The following is an 18481-nucleotide window of genomic DNA, read 5'->3' on the forward strand; positions in this document are numbered from 1 at the left end:
CTAACCGAAGGCACTGCCTCCGGTACCCCACCCGCCATTTCCCGCCCCCTTCGCACTCAATCATCGTGCATTCAGCGATCCCAGATCGTACGTGACGCGAGTACCACGTCCCTTGTTTCGGGGGTATTCGCTCGCATCTTCGGGGCTGGTGGTCACCTCACCGTCTGGAATCTGCAAGCGCTTCGCGGCTCACTAGCCGGATGCCCAGTCGATCTCTCAACTCTGCGAGCCGATTTCGCGCATTTCCTCCATAACGGACGAAACCAACCGGCATTTATGGAGATCGAACTCAAAAGTGTCGGTGGTCACAGCTACAGTCCGCCCATGGCTTTAGCTATAGGTAGTGCCTCGGAGAGGCGGCCTGCGTGGCCGGCGGAATGGGGCGAGGTTGCGGTCGGGATGTTGGCGACTGGTCTGATGACCTTGACCGACAACATCAGCGACGGGAACACCGCCATCGACGTCCCCTATCCCGCGATGATGCAGAGGGCACTTGATCGACTGACCGCTATGTGCCTGGCTGCGGGGGCGGATCCGCCGCGCAGCGCAATGGATCTGATCGGCTGGGCCGGGCTGCCGTTCAGACAGTGGCCGTTGCAGCTGCACTCGGATGGCATCGACGTCGATGAGCGCCTGCTGGTCGGAGGGCGGCCGAGCAGGGAATGCGTGGAGTGGGCAGTCCTGGGCTCCGGTGACGTCGAGGCCGAGATTCGCGAGCGTCGGCTGATGAACGCGGTGCTGGACAAGTGCCGCGCGCGCAATCGCGCGGATGTTTATGTTGCCTTTCGCCGGTTGCTCGTTGAATGCCCCGCCATGTCCGAGCGCGAACTCCTCAAACAGCTTGGCCGCCCGGAGCTGACCCTGCTCGCTCACGAACTGCGGTCGGCATATCGCCCTGCGCCGCCGGAGACTCTCGTCGGTGGCTTCGCCGAGGTGTGCGGGGGATGCGGCAATTTGCGCACCTTGGACGCACACGGGCGTCGAGGGTGCCGGGAATGGGATTGCCCTGATCCTCATTCTGTCCGAACACAACTCACTGCTGCCGAGGGGGTGGTCTGGCTGGCGCGCGAATTCCGGATGTTCGTCACGGCCCCAGGACGCCCTGAGATTCGGATCGCCAAGGCCATCGAGAGGGCACTGAAGAAGGAACGGGTCAAAGTACATCTGTGGCCTGGATACGACTCCTGCGATCTCCTTCCCGAGGGGCTGGCCTGGCCCGCTGACGTGAAGTCATGGGCAAACCCGGTTCGACTTGCCCGACGGCTAACCGAGAAGCCGTTTCGTCCTCCAGAAGGTTCGGAACGAGCGTTCATTGTGATCGCGCAGGAACAAGTTCGCGGACGTGAACATTACGTCCGAACAGTTCGCCAGCACTGTGAGTGGTTGAAACGGTCTCGGCACATCGAAGTCGTTACCGAACGGGCCTATATCCAGCGCGTCGTGGCGCGGCTGAGGGAGGGGAAGGAATGAGAGACAGCCAGCGATGGAAAACAGATGCGATCAAGGCAGTGCAGCGGGCCTCCGACCCACCCATGCACCGACGTGAAGCAGCAAGGCTGCTCGACGTCGAGCTCTGCATCTTTCTAGCTCAGCAGGTCGCGCCGACCTCTCCATGCACCGACGCCTGGGCGCTTTTGGGCGGATACCCCTTTGTGCATGCGAGCGGCCAATCGGTCGATGAAGAAACCGAACATGTGATCGCGGTCGCCCGCCACTTGTTGTTGCGGTACAAGGATTTTCACGATTGGCAGTCGGCACTGCGGTGGTATTCCGCTCTTGATGAGACTTTGCGCGGCTACGAACTGGACCTCGATACCGGTGCGATACGACGACGGCAGCCCCGAACGCTGACCGATCGGTGGCAATTGTTCGACCAGGCACTCTCGGCACCGCCACCACACGCGACTACCTCAGCCAGCCCCGGCGTCCATGGCCACTACCTGGTAAGCACTGTGCAAGGGCCTACCAGCGTGACCATCCCAGAGTGGATACCGCTGGGCTCACCGCCCACTGGCCATGACCTCACCATCCGTCAGCGCGACCCCATCACGGTGAGTTGGGCGGAATTGCAAGCCGCCGCGGAGCACGGAGATCAGCTCGAGGAACAGTCGGGCTGGTCTCCTCGGTCCAACTGGGCGTCTCGGCTGTCGGACGTGCGACTGGAGGTCCGCGCCGCCGATCACAGCTTCCATCCGTCGCAGACACTCACCATCGATGGGATGCTCCACCTGATCGGTATGGTCGGGGCAGGCAAGAGCACCCTCGTCGAGGTACTCATCCTGTGGACCTCATTGTCGCAACCGTCGAAGCGGATCTGCGTCGTCCTCGACAACGTCACCACCGTACTGCGGAAGGTGACACACTTGCGCGCGCTGGGGATCGCCGCCGCGCCCGTGCTGGGCCAATCCAACCGGTTGTTGCATCTTCGTCGACTGCACCGACTCACAGCACCCAGCGACGGCACAATCGGGCCTACCGATGAGCCTATGTTCGACCTCATCAGCACCGCCTGCGGCCTCGACGGCCTTCGCGATCACAGCGCGCACCCGTGGGATGTCCGGCGACCGCCGTGCCGCTCACTCGAAGCGTTGGATGCCCAAGACGACGGCGAGCATCAGGGCTGTCCCCTGTGGCACGGGTGCGCCCGGCACGCTCCATCGCGTGACCTTGTCGATGCCGCAGTGTGGGTCGCTACCCCGGCCAGCCTTATCCATACACCGGTTCCGACCGAGCTGAACGGCGAAAAGATGCGCTACCTCGAGCCAGCATGGCGACGTAGCGACCTGATCGTGATCGATGAGGCCGATCAGGTACAGGCGCAGTTGGACGCCGTCTTCAGCCCCAGCCAGCAGTTGATCGGCGAGGGTTTCGAAGCCTGGCTCGACGAGATCGATCGACTGACCAAAGAGTGGATCCGGCGCGACCAACGTCAGCGGATGCACGACCCGAGGGTCCGGCTGTGGGCCACCACCCTGACGACGGCGATGACCTCCGTTCACATGATGTATGGGCTCCTCTCCGCCGACCAGAATCGCACGCCGAAAGCTCTGGATCGTCGTTGGCTCGATACCGGCTATTTCACCGAATGGACGCTCAGCCAACAACTCGCCCAAGCGTGGGCGGGATACGGCCCACGCGGGCGTGGCAACCAGCCCACTCAAGGCTGGGAGTCGGATCCGGCGTACATCCGATTGCGCCGAGCCTTCGACACCTTCATCGATGACCCCTTGGCTGGCGATCCTCCTCCGGATGAGGTCGCCGTCGAGATGGTCGCCCTCACGAAATCAATTCTCAACGACAGCCACGAGGCGGATCGGCAGCGGAGAGTTGAGGAATGGTTACGAACGCTGCGAAAGAACTGGCCCGCGGCGAATGGAACCCTGTCCGGGATCGATGATGTCGAGCTCGAACGGCAGGCCACCCGGCTGCAGTTCGGAATATACGTTGCCGTCCTCGCCACCAGACTCAATCGCCTCGTCGAGATGTTCCGGGATGTCGAATTCGAACTCGGTCTCGAAGGCAACGGTTCTTCCCTGTTTCACCGGGCGCCTCGGGAGTTTCAATCGGTCGTCCCTGAGTCGCCGATGGGTAACGTCCTCGGCTTCCAGTACGTCGAAGAGGACGACGCCCCGAATCGGCGGGGTGGTCCAATGGGGCAGCTTCGATTCTTCCGCTGCACGGGCATCGGCCGATGGCTACTCTCGCACCTGCACGAGCTGTACCAAGCAGATGGTAAGCATGGACCCAACGTCCTGATGCTCTCGGCCACCAGTTGGGCAGGTACTTCGCCGCGCTACCACATAGATGTACCGGTCGACGCGGTCCTCAAGCCGCCCGACCGTGAGCTCGCCGCGATCCGACACAGCCATTTCGAGTTTCTGCCGCTCTTCGCGGGCAGCAGCACCGAACCGATCCGGATATCAGGAACTCGCGGTGAACGCCGCGAAGCAGCACTACAGCGTATGGTCGCTGCGTTGGCGGATCCAGGCGCCGGCAAAAGCCTGCTGGAACAGCGGCGCGACTTGCTGCCACCCAACCGTCGCCGAATCCTGCTTCTCGTAGGCAGCTATCTGGAGGCCAAGCTCGTCGCCGACCACCTTGTGCGCCTGCGCAGCAGCTGGCGCGACCAGATCTGTCGGCTCATCCCGGATGATGAAGAATTCACCGCCTCCTGGGATGGTCCGCGCGCACTGCGCCGTGGTGACGTCTCCACCTTTGCTGACACCGGTGCCTGGCTCTTGGTGGCCCCGCTGCTGGCGGTCGAGCGCGGCCACAACATCCTCAACGACGAGGACAAGGCCGCGATCGGCGCGGCCTACTTCCTGATCCGGCCACACCCGCGGCCGGACGATCTGCACTACATCATCCAGCGCGTGAACCAGTGGGCCTGCCTGCAGATTGCCAACGGGCTTCCGGCGGTGAGAAACCCTGGTGAGGGAATCGGTGAAATCGCCCGAGAATTCCGGCGAGCCGCGCACCGCCGTTGGCGGGCGCTTCTTCACATGAAGCTCGCCTACAGCACGTTGCGCACTGCGGAGCAACAGGCACTGGCCTGGACCATGCTGGTTACCATCTGGCAGGTCATCGGCCGTCTCGTCCGTGGTGGCGAACCAGCACAGGTGTTCTTTTGCGACGCGGCCTTCGCCCCAGCGGTCGCCCAGAGATCCGACACCGCGCGTGACGATGACTCGACCAGCCTGTTGATCGGGCTGCGTGACGTCCTCGCACCCTACTTCCGCCCCGACTGCACCGACGCCGATCGGGACCTTGTCGATGCCCTTTACGGCTGCTTGTACACAGCCTTGAGCACAATCGAAGGACTCTGACGTGGCTGCCACCAACCCCAAATACCGCCTGCTTCAACCCGCCGCCTTCCATCTCCGCACCGACACGGAATGGCAGGAAACGTTCCAGGTACTCACGTTCCCCGAGAAATGGAAGGAACGACTCCTCCCGCTGCTGTCACGCGATGAAGACACCGACCAGCGATCGATCCCCATATGGAGCCTCAACGCCGCACTCGTCGCCCTCGTACCCGACATCGTGACTGCCACAACCAAGGCCACGATCAACGAGAACGCCCCCTGGCTCTACAGCAGCACCCTCGTCGACACCACGGCCTTGTTCACGATCATTACGGCCTGGATCCGAACGCTCAGTCCGGATTCGGATCTGGTCGAGCAGGCGCTCGCCCATCTCACCGCCGACGACCTGGCATGGAACCTCACCCTAGTCGACTTCACCGAACTGGTCACCAACATGCAGGATCCCAACCATTCGGCAGGCGGCACTCTGTTTCAGCTGTTGCCCCACGTCATCGCGGGTAAGTTGACCGCGCCGGGCGTGGTTCATCAGCACATCATGCGCAACGACCCCGACGAACTCGTCCAGAATTCGTCGCAATTCCTACGATGCCCCACCGAGCGAGGCGCCGAGGTAATGTCCTGGACGCCACACGGCCTGCCTAAACGGCCGTTCTCCTTCTTCCTGAAGATCACCACGGAACTCCAGCCCTTCAGCACCGAACCCATGGTCCACATCACGCCCGGCGTAAGGCGTTGGTGCCACAAACCCAACCCACTACTCAGCGCCGAGCGTGGCCACACGGTCTACATGCTGCCGTCGGTGCCATGGTTACCCGGGATATCCACGTCCCGTAGCTTCCTCGCCGCCACGATCAACTCACGGACAATCGCCAGCGGCGGCGAGCGTACCTACACCGCAGGATGGAACTCGCGGCTCGACCGGATCCTCACCGAGTTGGGATGCATGGAACGAATGCCACGCCCGGAAATCCTGCGCGACAATCCCGCTTTGGCTCTGGACCGTGAACAGGACGCCGTGGCCTTGGTCTTCCGCAACGGCATGTACCGGTTCAACCACCCGGCTACTCCCGGTACGTCCCTGGCCGAACGAATCCCGCTCCTGGAGTGGACTGCAGACGTCCTCGCCGGCCATCTCGCCTTGACCGAGCCATATGAACGTTCCGACCGCGCAATCTTGCCAGGTCTTCGCACCCCTGCCGCCGCCAAGAACGCACACGCGGACAACCAGGATCCAGTCGTCGCCCTGCGGAAGGCCGTCGCCGACACTACTGGGCCAGTACTGGGTGTGGACATCTTCTTCGACACGCGAAGCACCCTCGACTACGCCCGCCGTGAGCTCGCCGACCTTCTTGGTATCGACGTCCCCTCCGCCACTGCCGACGATGGCACGCCAACCACGATCACCACCGAGCAACTCACGATCCAACTCACCGTCCGCCCCTGCGGTGTGCTCACTGCGGATCTGCAGCCCGACCCCACAATCAAGAACCGGCAGGATCGCCTTCGAACATCCGTGGAGGCACGAGCCGCCGAGATAGCAGGCGTTCTGGAAACGGTGCCGTACCCGACGATCGCGTTGGTCGAGATCCCCGGCAAGAAGCACTACGAACGCGCCCGTAGGCCGCTCGACCCGAAGTTCGCGATCAAGTTCGGACTCGGCCGCCTCGGCCGCCTCAGCCAGTGCGTTACCAAAGCCGAACTCACGCAGCCCAACACCGGCGAAGACCAGCCCAAAAGCGATCCCAGCAGAGAAAAACTCAAGCAGAGCTGGGCCGACCTGATCCGCCAACTCGGAGTCCGCACCAACCCACTCCCTGTGCCCTTCGCGGGCGGAACGATAGCCAACCCGCCTGCCTACCTGGCCATATGGGTCATCCGCCAGAACAAGCAACGCCACTGGGGCGCCACCAGGCAGGTACCGGTCGCGGTTCTCATCAGTCCCGACGGTGCCCGGATCCAAGCATGCGCTCCCGACGTTCCATGGATGCCTCTGGACCAAGCCCAACTGCGCATCAGCAGCGCGCACATGATCAGCAATCAACGGCGCGACGCGGCCGATATCACCCGGTTCGTCGAAAGAGTCCTGCGCGAAGCCGCAGCCGTCTACCCAGACACTGTCCTGCTCACTGATGCGCACAATCTCCGCACCGGTTGGACCTACCTGCTCCACCACAACTTCAAGCAGGATCAACTCGGATTCGGCCCGGCCATCCGGCATATCCGGGCCTACCCCGGGCTGCGACATGTACGGGTGCGGAGAGGAACCGACAACGAAGTGCCTCACGGCTTCGCGTTCAACGAAACGGAGGAGAGCTCGACCTATGACGGGCTCTGGATCGGCCGCAACGAGCGGACATTCCTCAGCACCGGCGACAAACCGGTAAGCGCGAGCAAGGCTGCCCGCTACGCATCCAAGATCACAACCTTCCTCAATAGGAAAAAGCAGCTCAAGGAGCCAAACCCGGGTGCATACGTATGGAACGCACGTCCTTGCGAAATCACCGCCGCCGCAACTCAGAAGGACGACGATCCTCAGGAATGGGCCGCGCTGGTGCACGAATTACGCTGGGCCACAACCAATTACAATTACGCAACGACCAACCCCTGGCCACTCCGCGTGGCGGAGAAGATTGGTGAATACGTACTTCCCGTCGAACTTCTCGACGAGATCACTGATCAGGCGGCCGAATCAAGCGAGGGACCTTAAGCGGTTGATGGTGCTACCACCGGTACAGCATGACCACCTGGGCTGGCCCAACCGGATTAACCCCTTCACCAAAGCCTTCCGTCCGGACCATGAGGGCTCCAGCCCTGGAGAAAGGGCTTGAGATCCTCCGGCTTCGGCTCTGGCAGGGTGGGGGCGATACGTGTCGGCTGCAGAATTGGGTCCAGCACGTCGAGGTTTCGTTCCGCTTCGTCGAGATGTCGCAGGATGGCGTCGCGGTCGTCTCCGTCGTACCGTTCGACGGCTTCTCTGGCAGCGGCGAGGAAGCGGCGGTGCTGGTTGATTTTCTGCCACTCGCGTGAGCAATCTTTGAAGTGCTCCCACCGAGCGTGCTCGGCGTATCGCTCTTTCGCGACCGCCATCGCAGCCTCCCAGCGTCGTCGGCGTTCGATCTCCTTTCGCTCTTGTTCCTGCGCCTGCCAGTCGGCGCGGAGTTTGTGGATCTCGAAGGAGCGGAAAACCTCGGGGAGCTTGTCCTCCACGCTGACGGTCTTCGCGTCACGATAGTGGTCACCGTTGTAGCGACACCATCGCCCGTCGACTACGAGTTCAAGCCTTCCAGTGCCGATGAACTCCCGGCCGCGCTGTCTGATCCACGCTGGCAACTTCTGTCGCTCCCGCCATCGCATTGGATCTACCTTCGACGCGCCCGTTGCCGCGATTTCCTTGATCTTGATCCCGTAGACCCCGGCAGGTGTCCGTAATGCCAGGTGACATCCGTTCAGGGAACGGGCTTCGTATGCGTCCAAGCCCTGCGAGGCGGTGGCGGGCGTTGTGGCGTCGATACCTCGGGCAGCAGCCTCGGTGGCGATTGCCTGCAGGATTCGGGCAGCGCGTGGAACATGGCCACCGCTGACGAAGTGCCAGTCCTTGTCTGCCACATACGCCTTCACTGCCGGGTGATACTTCGTGACTCGCTCCGGAACGGGGACGGGACGAGCGTCGACCAGATCATCGAAGTGTTCGGTGAACACGATCGCTTTCGGGCCGGAACCCCATTGCCCGGTCGAAATCATGTCCAGCTTCCTGCCTCTCGGTCGGAGCGGGGACTTCAAGCTCATAGCGACGAGCCGTCGATGGGATTCCTCGACGTTGCGATCCTGTTCCAGTACAAGCCGTCCGCCGGCCTCCTGGACCTGAACGATGAGTCGGTCCGCGTCCGACTGATCGGGCGGCACCTCCGCCGGGCGTGCAGCAAGCCAATTGCGGCCGCTGTTAGTGATCGCTGCTGCCCAGGTGCGACTCGTCCCACTGATGGTGATGAGACCACGACGTTCCAGGGCTCGCGCGGTTGCCCGGTGCTCATACCCGGTGAAGATGCCTTCGGGGCACCCGTTGAAAACCCATTGGAGGACCTCGACCTGTTTCTGGTTCAACCGTGTGGGGTTCTTACCCATTCACCCATCATGTACGCCACCGTTTTCCCCGGCTTGCGATTCCAGGTAACCCGTCGTCGCGGTGGTGTACGCGGCACCGCGCTCAGCGGGTTTCCCTGCTCGGCTGCGGCACCGATCGAAACTGGGCCGACGACCACTCGACGGCGGCGGGCGCGCCCGATCGTCCGAGCTTCGCCCAGAAATTCTTCGCTGACCAGGCGGTCTCGTAGCTCAACTCCCTAAGCCGAACGGTGGTCCCGAGAGTGCACGCTCCATGACGGCACCGAGGTGCGCCTCTCGACGTGGCGCGTCATTCAGTCGACGCACCAACGGGACAGCCGGTGTGGCAGGCGAATCCAAAGGTGTCATCGCGATCGCCAGGGCTTGTTCGATGACTTCGGAGATGCAGCCTTGGTCGTGCAGAACGGCGGCGCGACCGACCAACAATGCCGGGCGCATCAGTGCCGGAGGCAGACCGACGTCAACGGTGTGGCTGCTGGACCGGTTGAGGGATCGGCCCCGAGAGGTGGCCTCATCCCAGTGACAACGCTCCAAAATCATCGCGGAACCTCTCCGCATCGTCCTCCACCTCAGTTCCTGGCCCGTACTGGTAGCTGACCATACGAACGGTGGTCCTTTCAATGCGGTTGTAGAAGTAGCTCGTGTAGTGACCATCACGCGGAGTCGCACGGAGCTGGACGAACTGGCCCAGGCGCAGCGGGGACTGCGATACACCTCGCACCAGGTACAGCTCGCCGTCGAGCATGGCATCCCCGACCCGGAATTCCCTTGTGATAAAGGGCGATCGTGTGCCAACCGCTACCTCTGCCGCTTGGACGTATCCGTCCCGTCCACGCTTGGCGCTTCCGGCGCGCACAAGAAGCAGCTGCGTCCATACGTTGCCGAGAATCGAGCGAAGTTCGCGCAGGTCTGAGACCAGGGAATCGACTTGCGCGCGACGCTCCTCTTCGGACGTATGCCCTCCATGGCCACGCCAGCGGTTACGCTTGAAATTCAACTCTTTGAATTTCTTGACGAGGTCCCTCGATATCAGCCGCTCTACCGCAGGTTCGCTCAGGTCACAGAACGCTGCGCGAATGCGCGCGACCTCGTCCGAGTCGCCACTTTCAAACGTGCGACGTAGGTTCTTGGAGGTCGTCTCCAGAATGACTACCCAAGTCCCGAACGAAGCTCGCTCGATGCTGATGTGCTGATCGTGCAACACAGTACGGATGACAGCTTCGATCTCGACGCTTCTGCCCGGATCGCTTCGGCTGGCTGACAGCATCACGATCGCGTGAAAGGCCACAAGAGCCTCCCAGGCATGGAGGTACGCCTGCAGCTTGTCGCCGAGCGTTGTCGCGGTTTCCGCGGTCCACAGCGCTGACGCGACGGGGAATGGAAGCTGCTCAAACCATAGGGCGAGCGAGTCGTCAAACGCGCTCGCGATCTTGCCCACGATTTCTTCTGCGTTCTCAGGAGATGCCCAGACACTTTCTCGCTGGCTGTTCAGCTCAGCTTGGAAGGAGGCCAGGCGCTCGTCCGCCGAGGCGAGCGCAAGCTGCATATCTTTCTCAGGCGCGGGTACCACTAGTTCGTCAGCCCAGCGCATCAACGAACTTGCGTCCGACCTCAGCGCATTCACAATGGTGCCCGAACTGCTCGCATCGATCGCTTGTCGACGGCTCACGATTCCTTGCTCCGAGTTGAGCCACGCCGCCAAGAAGCTCGGCTGAACTGGATCGCCATCGAGTCGAATCGAGAGGATCCGGCCATTCAACTCCCCGTCGGGCGCCTCGACCGTGACTCTCCCATGTCGAGTTGTCGGGATGAACAGCTGCCCTCCACAGGCCTCTTCAGCCGAGTCCTTGATCGCTTCGGGTTCTGTCGCCAGTAGGCAGCTCAGTCGCCGGCTCGGCCATCCCTTGACCCTCATGTCCTTGAGCAGGTCCTGCGAATTTCCCCTGAAGATGTGGCTGGGGTCCAAGTCGAAGGTCTCCCGCGGGTCCTCGTCGACCGACACATCGGAACATGGACCATAGCGAGAATTGACGAGCTGGGTATCAATTGCCGTGTCGTTGTACGTTGTGAGACGCCACGTGAGCCGACGCCCTTCGCTGGTGCGTCGCGACAGCCTCGCATCCCTGCGGATGAAGTGTCGGAGATCAATACGACGGTTGCGGGGTCCCTGCTTTCCCGTCCTCAGACCTAACTCGAGCTCCCGCAATGCGGCGTCTGGCATCATCCGATGCCCATCCTCGGTGGTGAATTGCGTCCGCAGATCGGCAATCAGTGCCTTGCCGCACATGGTTTCCACGGCCCTGTTGGTAAAGGTCAGGAGATACAACGGGATCGACGTATTCGGCGCTAACCCTTCGGGCAGCCGCGTCACCGACTCGAGCAGACCGGCTTCCAACATGCGTCGCCTCACGGCACCACTTTCACCGCCCACGCTCAGTGCGCCCGGGCGGACCAGAGCTGCGACTCGCCCACCACCCTCCGCAGCCGGACGCAGCTTCTCCAGCGCTAAGGAGATAAAAAGCCACGTGCTGTCGGAGCGCTGCGGGATGCCGAACTCGAAGGAGCCCTCACTACGACGCAATTCGACCGCCGACGCCGAGCCTGCCCAGCTCATCCCCCACGGTGGATCGACGATGACCAAATCAGCTGCGAAGTCCTCGAACTCATCCCGCTCAAGGGTGTTTCCGACGGCGAGCGCGACGTCTGGAACACCGTCGAAGCGGTGTCGGCTGATCGACACCGCTGCCGTGCTGATGTCCTGGCCACGATACCGGACCCGCATCCCGGCGGACCGCAGCGCTTCGACAAGGATGAAGCCCGTGAATCCTGAACCCGCCGCAGGATCCCAAATGTCAACGGAGCTGAGACTCGGCTCAAGGCGGCTGAGGCAACCCACGGCAAGAGCGCGCGCTAAGGACACGCTCGTCGTCTGCTCCAAATCAAACGGGCCTCTATATCCGTCTGGGTACGGCGAACTCTCAGGGGGCCGAAGAACGGCTCGAACTGCCGGGTGCGGGTTCCTCATGGCCTGTCCTCGTCGTCTCCGGATCCGTGGTGGGCTGGGGATGTTGCTTCGATCGTGGGCACATCGAGGCATCGAACCGGATTCAGACAGCCTTATCATTGCAGTCACGACAGAAAACGGTGGGCTCTTCGAACTGTATCTGTCGCGGGAAGCTCTCTGGCGTACAACTGCAAGTCACGTGATGCCGCTCGAAACGCTGCGCCACGGCGACGGCAATCACTACGCAGCCCGCTACTTCGTGGGAATGCCGACAGAGAAGTCTTCGGCGATACCGACGTACTCGTTGGCCAGTACAGGCACGAAACCCGGCGGGTCCGGTGCGTCCTGTCCCGTCGAGGCATCGAGCACGACGCCTTGGCGCTTGCTGTTGTGGCCGTAAATGAGGCCGTGGTAGGCAGCCGTGACAGTGGGTGCTTCGCGGGCTCCGTCGGTAGCGAACTCCCATTCAGGTGATCCGGGTGCGGTGATGTCGAAGGCGAGGATCACCGAGTCGCCCACTTGTGGCTGACAGACCACGGTTTTCAGCTCGTCGAAGTGACATGTCAAGGCGCCCAGTCGGTCTCGTCGGTAGAGTGCGTCGCCGGTGACGGTACTGATGAGTTCGAGCCCGCCTCCCTCGCTGTCGACCAGCGTCATTCCCTCTATGTCCTGGATGAACATGCGGGTGTAGCCCGGGAACTCCTTTTGCCATCGCTGTGATCCGTCGGAGAGCGACAGTCCGAGCACACCGCGTTTAGAGGATGTGGGATTCGCCGCCACGATGCCGACCAGGGTGTCGTTGTCGACGTGGCCGGTGTACATACCCGCGCGTTCCCATCGCACCTGGTGGGTGGTTCGGTCGATCACCCAGGTGTGGGCGGAGTCGGGTAAGGGGAAGACCGGCAATCCCCACATACTGGCCGTGGTGATCACGATGGAAGTGTCGGTGACTCCCGCGATGGACAAGGGTTTGCTCGAGTTACCGTCGGCACCGAGGTCGATCGTGGTATCCCAGGTGGAGTCCCCAGCGTCGGTGGCGATGAGCTGGATGACGTTGCGGTCGCGGCCGGTTCCGGTGCCAGCGCTCTTGCCACCGAACACCGCGAAAATCGTGGAACTCCGGATGACAGGCGCGCCGCCAGGGTTCCAGATCTTGGCGCTGCCGAACGTCTTGTGAGGATCGATCGTTGGTACCATCGACCATTGCGTCTTGGGGGCGAGCGGGTCGATGGCATGCAACCCGGTGTTGGTCACGCAGTACAGCATGGTCTCATCGAGCGCGCACGCTTTGTCTGGAGTCAGCCCGTCACCGAGCATTCCCTTCTCTCGTGGTATCGATATCGGACCGGAACTGCTGGCGGCGAACGCTTTCGGCGGATCGAAGGACCGAGGTAGAGCAGAGGAGGTATTCGGGCCGTGGGACGGCTGACCTGACGTGGACTGATCGGCATTTCCGCATGCCGTAACGAGCCCTGCGAGTACGACCAGCATCGACGCAATACGGACTTTCCGCATGTCACCCCCTGTGCGAAGGCTCCGATGCTAGCACGACAAGTTCGCCGCTACCGACGGTAACCCGCCACGACTCTACGGTGGATCTCCTGGTCGAAATGACGGTCCTGCACAGGGTTTCGAATCGGGACGAAGGCCCGAGGGGCGACCATCTGGTCATCCCCGCCGCACGGCGCAATGGCCCAGGTTCGCATGAGCTATGTCCCGATCGAGTACCCCGGACCCACCACTGTCCTGCTGGGCGCTGTGGCACGCAGCGCCCTCCGATCGTGGCCGAACTCAAGGATGCGGACACCGCCCCGAGCTGTTGAATACGCCCGTTTTTGATAATGTCGGCGTGATTCGACACCGGTGACCGTGGTCGACGGTGTTCGTCGGTTCGTGTTTCGGATGCGGTGCGACAGGGGGACTGATGCAGGTTTCGGCCGAGGAGTTGCGACAGGCGGCGACGGTGTTCGACGGCCTGGTCAGCGATGTGGGCAGGCTGCCGGTGATCGAATCGACCGACGGCCCGCTGGGCGGGTTGACGCGATCGGCACTGATGGCCGGGTCGCAGACCGGGCCGGTGCTGGATCGCGTCGAGTCGGTCCGCGCCGGAGCGATGACGGTGATCGGTGGCCGTTACGAGCAGTTCGCGAGCCTGTTGCGGGTGTCGGCGGACACCTATACCGATACCGATGCCGAAGCGGCGGCGTGGTTTCTCGCCATGACTGACCTCAATGCCGGGGAGCGCCCGGCATGACCGAAGCGCCGCGGCTGACGGTCAGCCAGGTGATGGGTTGGAATATCGATATCGAGTCGATCGCGGGCAAAGCGGAAGAGATCGCGAAGGGGGTCCGCGCTGCGGCGACCACCATGGATTCCACGATAGACGGCATGACATGGTCCGGCGCTGGGCGTAACGGTGCGAACTACCGTTCTGATCGGGAGCTCCAGCAGATGGAGGTGGTCGCTAAGGAGTTCGATGCCCTCGCTGACGAGTGCCGGACCCGCCACGCCAACCTCGCCTCCATGGTGTCCACCGCCATCACCAATGTGACCACGTTGAGCGGCCCGAACCGCGACGGCGGCAAGGACAGCGATAGGTTCCTTGTCGGCGAGGACTGGACCGTCACCGACAACAACAACTATCAGGCGGCCTACCAGGTGGCTGGCGACGACCAGACGCTGATCGATCAGATCAAGCAGGTGCAGACCGATCGGGCGGCGGAGGCGGCCTATCAAACAGTCATCATGCAGCGGCTGGCCAACGCTATCGACGCAGAAGACGCCGCCACAGCGACCGCGATCGGTGCCGTGCTGGATGCGATCGAACAGCTCACCCCCGCCGAGGCGACCGAGGGATTGACGCCGTCGCAGGCCGCGCAGGACGGGAAGGCGATCGCCGATGGCACCGCTACTCCCGAAGAGATCGCGCGCATCGCCAGCAGGCTTTCGGAGGCGGGACTGACCCCCGAGCAGCTGGCGAAGATCGATAACGGCGAGCAGGTGAACATGTCGCCGGCCACGCTGGCGTATTTGAAGGCGTTCTACGGGTACGCCGGTGAAGACGGGCTGCTGGGATTGACTGAGCAGCTCGACAAAGACGGCTCGGACCAGGCGCAGGCGCTGAAGACGAGCCTGGCCAACGGGCTCATGACACTGTCCGATGAGCAGGTTGTGGCCACCGACGGTTCCGGTGCGGTACTGATGACCGGCGGCTGGAACGCGCTACCGGCAGGTGTCCGCGACCTCGTTGGCACCCGCCGGGAAGTCGGCGTTCCACTCCCGGACGCGAACGGCGCGATTCCCGACAAGTACCGCGGCAAGGAGAGTCAGTACGCCAGCGACGTCGAACGCTTCGCCGGGCTGCTCAGTTCCGCGGATACCGACTATCAGCCTGGTGACCGGTTGGGTGTCGAGCTCTCTCGCCTGGCAGCCCATGAGACCGCGATAGCCGATCATCCCTACCCGATCATTTCGAATGACGCTGTCTCCGAGGACGCACGGGCGAATCTGCTCGGCGCCGGGGCCCGCAACGAAGTCTCCAACCATGCGCTGATCACCGGTAACGGGCCGCCTGAACTGCTGGGCACCGAGTATCACCGCGATGATGTCATGGTGCCGTTGATGTCGCACGATTGGGACGACGACAGCTCCCTGCGCGACATGTTCTCCTGGATCAAGGAAGACGCCATCGTCGAGCAGGGGCAAGTGCCCACGGAGGCGAACACCCGTGCCGGTGAGGCCGCCTACGGGCTCGCGCAATTGCTGTCGAGCACCGAATCCGCCGACGGCACCAACCTCTACGCGCGGTGGATGGATATGGGCGCGTTTGGTCCCGACGGCCACGAGAATCTGTCTTTCTCCCAGCTCAATCCTGAAGCCGCCCGGGCGATGGCCGACGCGCTGTCACCGTATGTGGGCAATATGGTCGGCGAGCCCGGCTGGCTCACCAACACCGACGGGTTCGGCAACCTCGGCGGTCCGGTCGAGGCGGTGCGAGCGCTCACCGTGCTGTCGGGTGACGACGCCGCCAGCGCCATCATCAACGGCGCGGCACTGGCCGAATCGCACCGCCTCGATCAGCTGTACGCGACCGAAGAAGCGAACGGGACCGGTAACACCGATTACGGCAACTTCGCCAACCGGCTCACCTGGACGGTCGATCACGCCATCGACGCAGAAATCGCCGAACGCGTCGGCGACAAGCAGCAGGAAGCCTCCGACCGGACCGCCAAACTCAACGCCGCCTACACCGCCGCACAGATCATGGTCGGTGGTTTCGGACCCGCGCAGGCCGGTGTCGCTGCGCTGGCCGAACCGGTCAAACTGGATCTGTTCCCGATCGAGGCCGGCGAGGTCAAGCCCCACGAGCCATTGAAGTTCGAGGAAGCCGACTACAGTCGATCCACATTCGGCACCACCACCCACCGCGAGTACACGATCCTGCAAGCACTCGAACAACAAGGCGTGATCGACTTCAACGACGTGCCAGCGGAAATGAAGAACGGAGACAGATTCAAAACCTGGACCGAATTCAAGGAAGCCCCCGTGGGTGATCTTCGAGGTGGGGACTCCAACACCACGCAGAGAGTGCAGGACTTGCTCCGGGGTGCGGGTGTTGATCTCACGCAGCTCAACAAGTACACCGAGGCCGGACAGAACGGCGAGGACACCATCCTCGAGCAGGCGGTCGATTCCAAAGGCAGCTTCGAGGGCATGTCCTCCGATGCCGTACTCGCCGACCCCCGAGCATCGGCGGACAAGGACAACAAATGGCCCGACCTCTTCACGCGATGACACGAGCACGGACAGTCCGACTCACCGCCGTAGCCACCGCCGCAATCGCAGCTCTTACCGGCTGCGGCAACCCGGACACCAGTACCGGTGCCACCACGACGACGCCGGCCACCACCGCTTGCTCCGACGGATCAGCCGCGTACCAGCCACCGGATGAAGTCTGCAACGCCACCATGGTTTGGTCGGCCGAGCCCGGAATCGACCTGTACTCGCCTGAAGCCACCCTCGTGCGCGCCGCATGGGAATCGGATGAGATCGGCAGCTACGCAGGACTCGAGCAGACGTATCCCGGCTTCGCACGCGCGTTGTCGCCCGAATACCACGGGCGGGGTCGCTACCGGGAAGAGAGATACCGTGGGACCGTCTTCGGCACCGTGCTCGGACATATCCTGGAAATCGAGACCACCGCGGATGGGTTCCTCGGCAAGTTCTGCGTCCTTTCCAACGGATTCGCCAGACTAGAGGACGACGGACGATATGCGCGGTCGAACGGCCGAGGATTCGACCCGGAGGTGCGCTTCACCCGCACCGAAACCGCATCACCATCAACCGACACCGCCACGACCGCACCCACCACGTACGCTCCCGCACCAGATAGGTTGCAGTGGCAGGCCCCGACCTATGACGTCTTCGACGGCTGGCGCGTCTCGTTCCCGACACGCTACGAAGACCGGAATCGCTGCGACGCTTGGGCATTGAGCCAAGACCCCGATGCCCCCGCCGAAGTCGAGGCCGTCTACAGCGATACCCCGCCACCTGTCCTACCCGCCTACCCCGGCTGGCCCGCAACACCGGACTGACTCCACGCGAGAACCAACTCTCATGGTCGTCAACCACATCGAACTCCGGCTACCAAGCGTATCGGGGTGCCTAAACCGCTAGATCACTGTGCGGCACGGGTTTCCGTGGCCTGAAATACTCTTAGGAGCCATCGACCTAAGGAGGGCAGTTGAGCACACTAAACCTGCCGCCCGAGATCCGGGCTGCGATGAACACACCGGCAAAGAACCCAAGCGGCGACGCCCCGAGCCCGGCACCGGGCACAGCCAGCCCACCATCGGCCTCCTGGAGGCCGTCGCTCGTGTCGGCAGAACGTGAATACTGACCCCCGCGTGGCATCTGAAAATTGACCCCTTTGGTCGGGACCCTGGCTCTAACCGAGTCAGGAGGACGAAGGGATGCTTGCCGTGGAGGATTGGGCTGAGATTCGTCGTTTGCACCGGTCAGAGGGTGTGCCGATCAAGGCGATCGCCCGGCTGATGGGAGTGTCCCGCAATACCGTGCGGGCTGCGCTGGCCTCGGACAGACCGCCGAAATACGAGCGGCCGGCCAAGGGGTCGATCGTGGATGCGGTCGAACCGCAGATCCGCGAGTTGCTCAAGACCTATCCGACGATGCCGTCGACGGTGATTGCCGAGCGGATCGGGTGGACCCGCTCGGTGCGGGTGCTTTCGGGTCGGGTCGCGGAGTTGCGCCCGGCGTATCTGCCGCCGGATCCGGCGTCGCGGACCGCCTATGTCGCCGGGGAGATCGCGCAGTGTGATTTCTGGTTCCCTCCGATCGAGTTGCCGGTCGGGTTCGGGCAGGTCCGTGGTCCGAAACAGCTACCGGTGTTGACTATGGTGTTGGGCTATTCGCGGTGGTTGATGGCGATGCTGATCCCGACCCGTCATGCTGAGGACCTGTTCGCCGGATGGTGGACCTGGCCCGTCCCCAGTGAATGAGACCACTAGGT

9 protein-coding genes and 1 pseudogene are annotated in these 18481 nt (G+C 62.9%); 7 read left to right on the top strand and 3 right to left on the bottom strand.

Annotated features, from left to right (window positions below; translation table 11 throughout):
* The first annotated feature begins 399 nt into the window (after window positions 1–399).
* The 3 genes from QJS31_RS12385 to QJS31_RS12395 are packed head-to-tail and all read left to right on the top strand — an operon-like array spanning window position 400 to window position 7533.
* On the top strand, window positions 400–1470 hold the full coding sequence (locus QJS31_RS12385; RefSeq protein ID WP_306356740.1) for a hypothetical protein: 1071 nt from the start codon (window positions 400–402) through the stop codon (window positions 1468–1470).
* Entirely contained in the window at window positions 1467–4826 is a 3360-nt protein-coding gene (locus tag QJS31_RS12390; protein ID WP_306356741.1) for a hypothetical protein, read from the top strand. The genes QJS31_RS12385 and QJS31_RS12390 overlap by 4 nt, the downstream gene beginning before the upstream one ends.
* 1 nt (window position 4827) lies before the next feature.
* Window positions 4828–7533: a pPIWI_RE module domain-containing protein gene (locus QJS31_RS12395; protein WP_306356742.1), complete on the top strand. Its 2706-nt coding sequence runs from the start codon at window positions 4828–4830 to the stop codon at window positions 7531–7533.
* Between the two features lie 65 nt (window positions 7534–7598).
* On the opposite strand, the gene QJS31_RS12400 is transcribed toward QJS31_RS12395, so the two are convergent.
* From QJS31_RS12400 to QJS31_RS12410, 3 genes are all read right to left on the bottom strand, one after another.
* Entirely contained in the window at window positions 7599–8948 is a 1350-nt protein-coding gene (locus QJS31_RS12400; protein ID WP_306356743.1) for a hypothetical protein, read from the bottom strand.
* A gap of 511 nt (window positions 8949–9459) precedes the next feature.
* Window positions 9460–11886, bottom strand: coding sequence for an N-6 DNA methylase (locus QJS31_RS12405; RefSeq protein WP_306356744.1), 2427 nt, complete (start codon window positions 11884–11886; stop codon window positions 9460–9462).
* Window positions 11887–12204: 318 nt separating this feature from the next.
* Window positions 12205–13206, bottom strand: a complete 1002-nt coding sequence (locus QJS31_RS12410; protein ID WP_306356745.1) for a hypothetical protein — start codon at window positions 13204–13206, stop codon at window positions 12205–12207.
* Window positions 13207–13876: 670 nt separating this feature from the next.
* On the opposite strand from QJS31_RS12410, the gene QJS31_RS12415 reads away from it, so the two are divergent.
* The 4 genes and pseudogenes from QJS31_RS12415 to QJS31_RS12430 all read left to right on the top strand — a co-directional run.
* On the top strand, window positions 13877–14206 hold the full coding sequence (locus QJS31_RS12415) for a type VII secretion target (RefSeq protein WP_306356746.1): 330 nt from the start codon (window positions 13877–13879) through the stop codon (window positions 14204–14206).
* On the top strand, window positions 14203–16746 hold the full coding sequence (locus QJS31_RS12420; RefSeq protein ID WP_306356747.1) for a hypothetical protein: 2544 nt from the start codon (window positions 14203–14205) through the stop codon (window positions 16744–16746). The genes QJS31_RS12415 and QJS31_RS12420 overlap by 4 nt, the downstream gene beginning before the upstream one ends.
* Before the next feature lie 173 nt (window positions 16747–16919).
* Window positions 16920–17546, top strand: a complete 627-nt coding sequence (locus tag QJS31_RS12425; RefSeq protein WP_306356748.1) for a hypothetical protein — start codon at window positions 16920–16922, stop codon at window positions 17544–17546.
* A gap of 378 nt (window positions 17547–17924) precedes the next feature.
* A pseudogene (locus QJS31_RS12430) lies at window positions 17925–18446 on the top strand (helix-turn-helix domain-containing protein); the annotation flags it as partial.
* Window positions 18447–18481: the final 35 nt, after the last annotated feature.

This window comes from Nocardia sp. CC213A (assembly GCF_030766805.1).
Taxonomy (GTDB): Bacteria; Actinomycetota; Actinomycetes; order Mycobacteriales; family Mycobacteriaceae; genus Nocardia; species Nocardia otitidiscaviarum.

Excerpts from the sequence above, each read along its gene's own strand:
- QJS31_RS12390 (WP_306356741.1), top strand. The coding sequence starts at position 1,467 with ATGAGAGACAGCCAGCGATGGAAAACAGATGCGATCAAGGCAGTGCAG.
- QJS31_RS12425 (WP_306356748.1), top strand. The coding sequence starts at position 16,920 with ATGGTTTGGTCGGCCGAGCCCGGAATCGACCTGTACTCGCCTGAAGCC.
- QJS31_RS12415 (WP_306356746.1), top strand. The coding sequence starts at position 13,877 with ATGCAGGTTTCGGCCGAGGAGTTGCGACAGGCGGCGACGGTGTTCGAC.
- QJS31_RS12400 (WP_306356743.1), bottom strand. The coding sequence starts at position 8,948 with ATGGGTAAGAACCCCACACGGTTGAACCAGAAACAGGTCGAGGTCCTC.
- QJS31_RS12385 (WP_306356740.1), top strand. The coding sequence starts at position 400 with ATGTTGGCGACTGGTCTGATGACCTTGACCGACAACATCAGCGACGGG.
- QJS31_RS12420 (WP_306356747.1), top strand. The coding sequence starts at position 14,203 with ATGACCGAAGCGCCGCGGCTGACGGTCAGCCAGGTGATGGGTTGGAAT.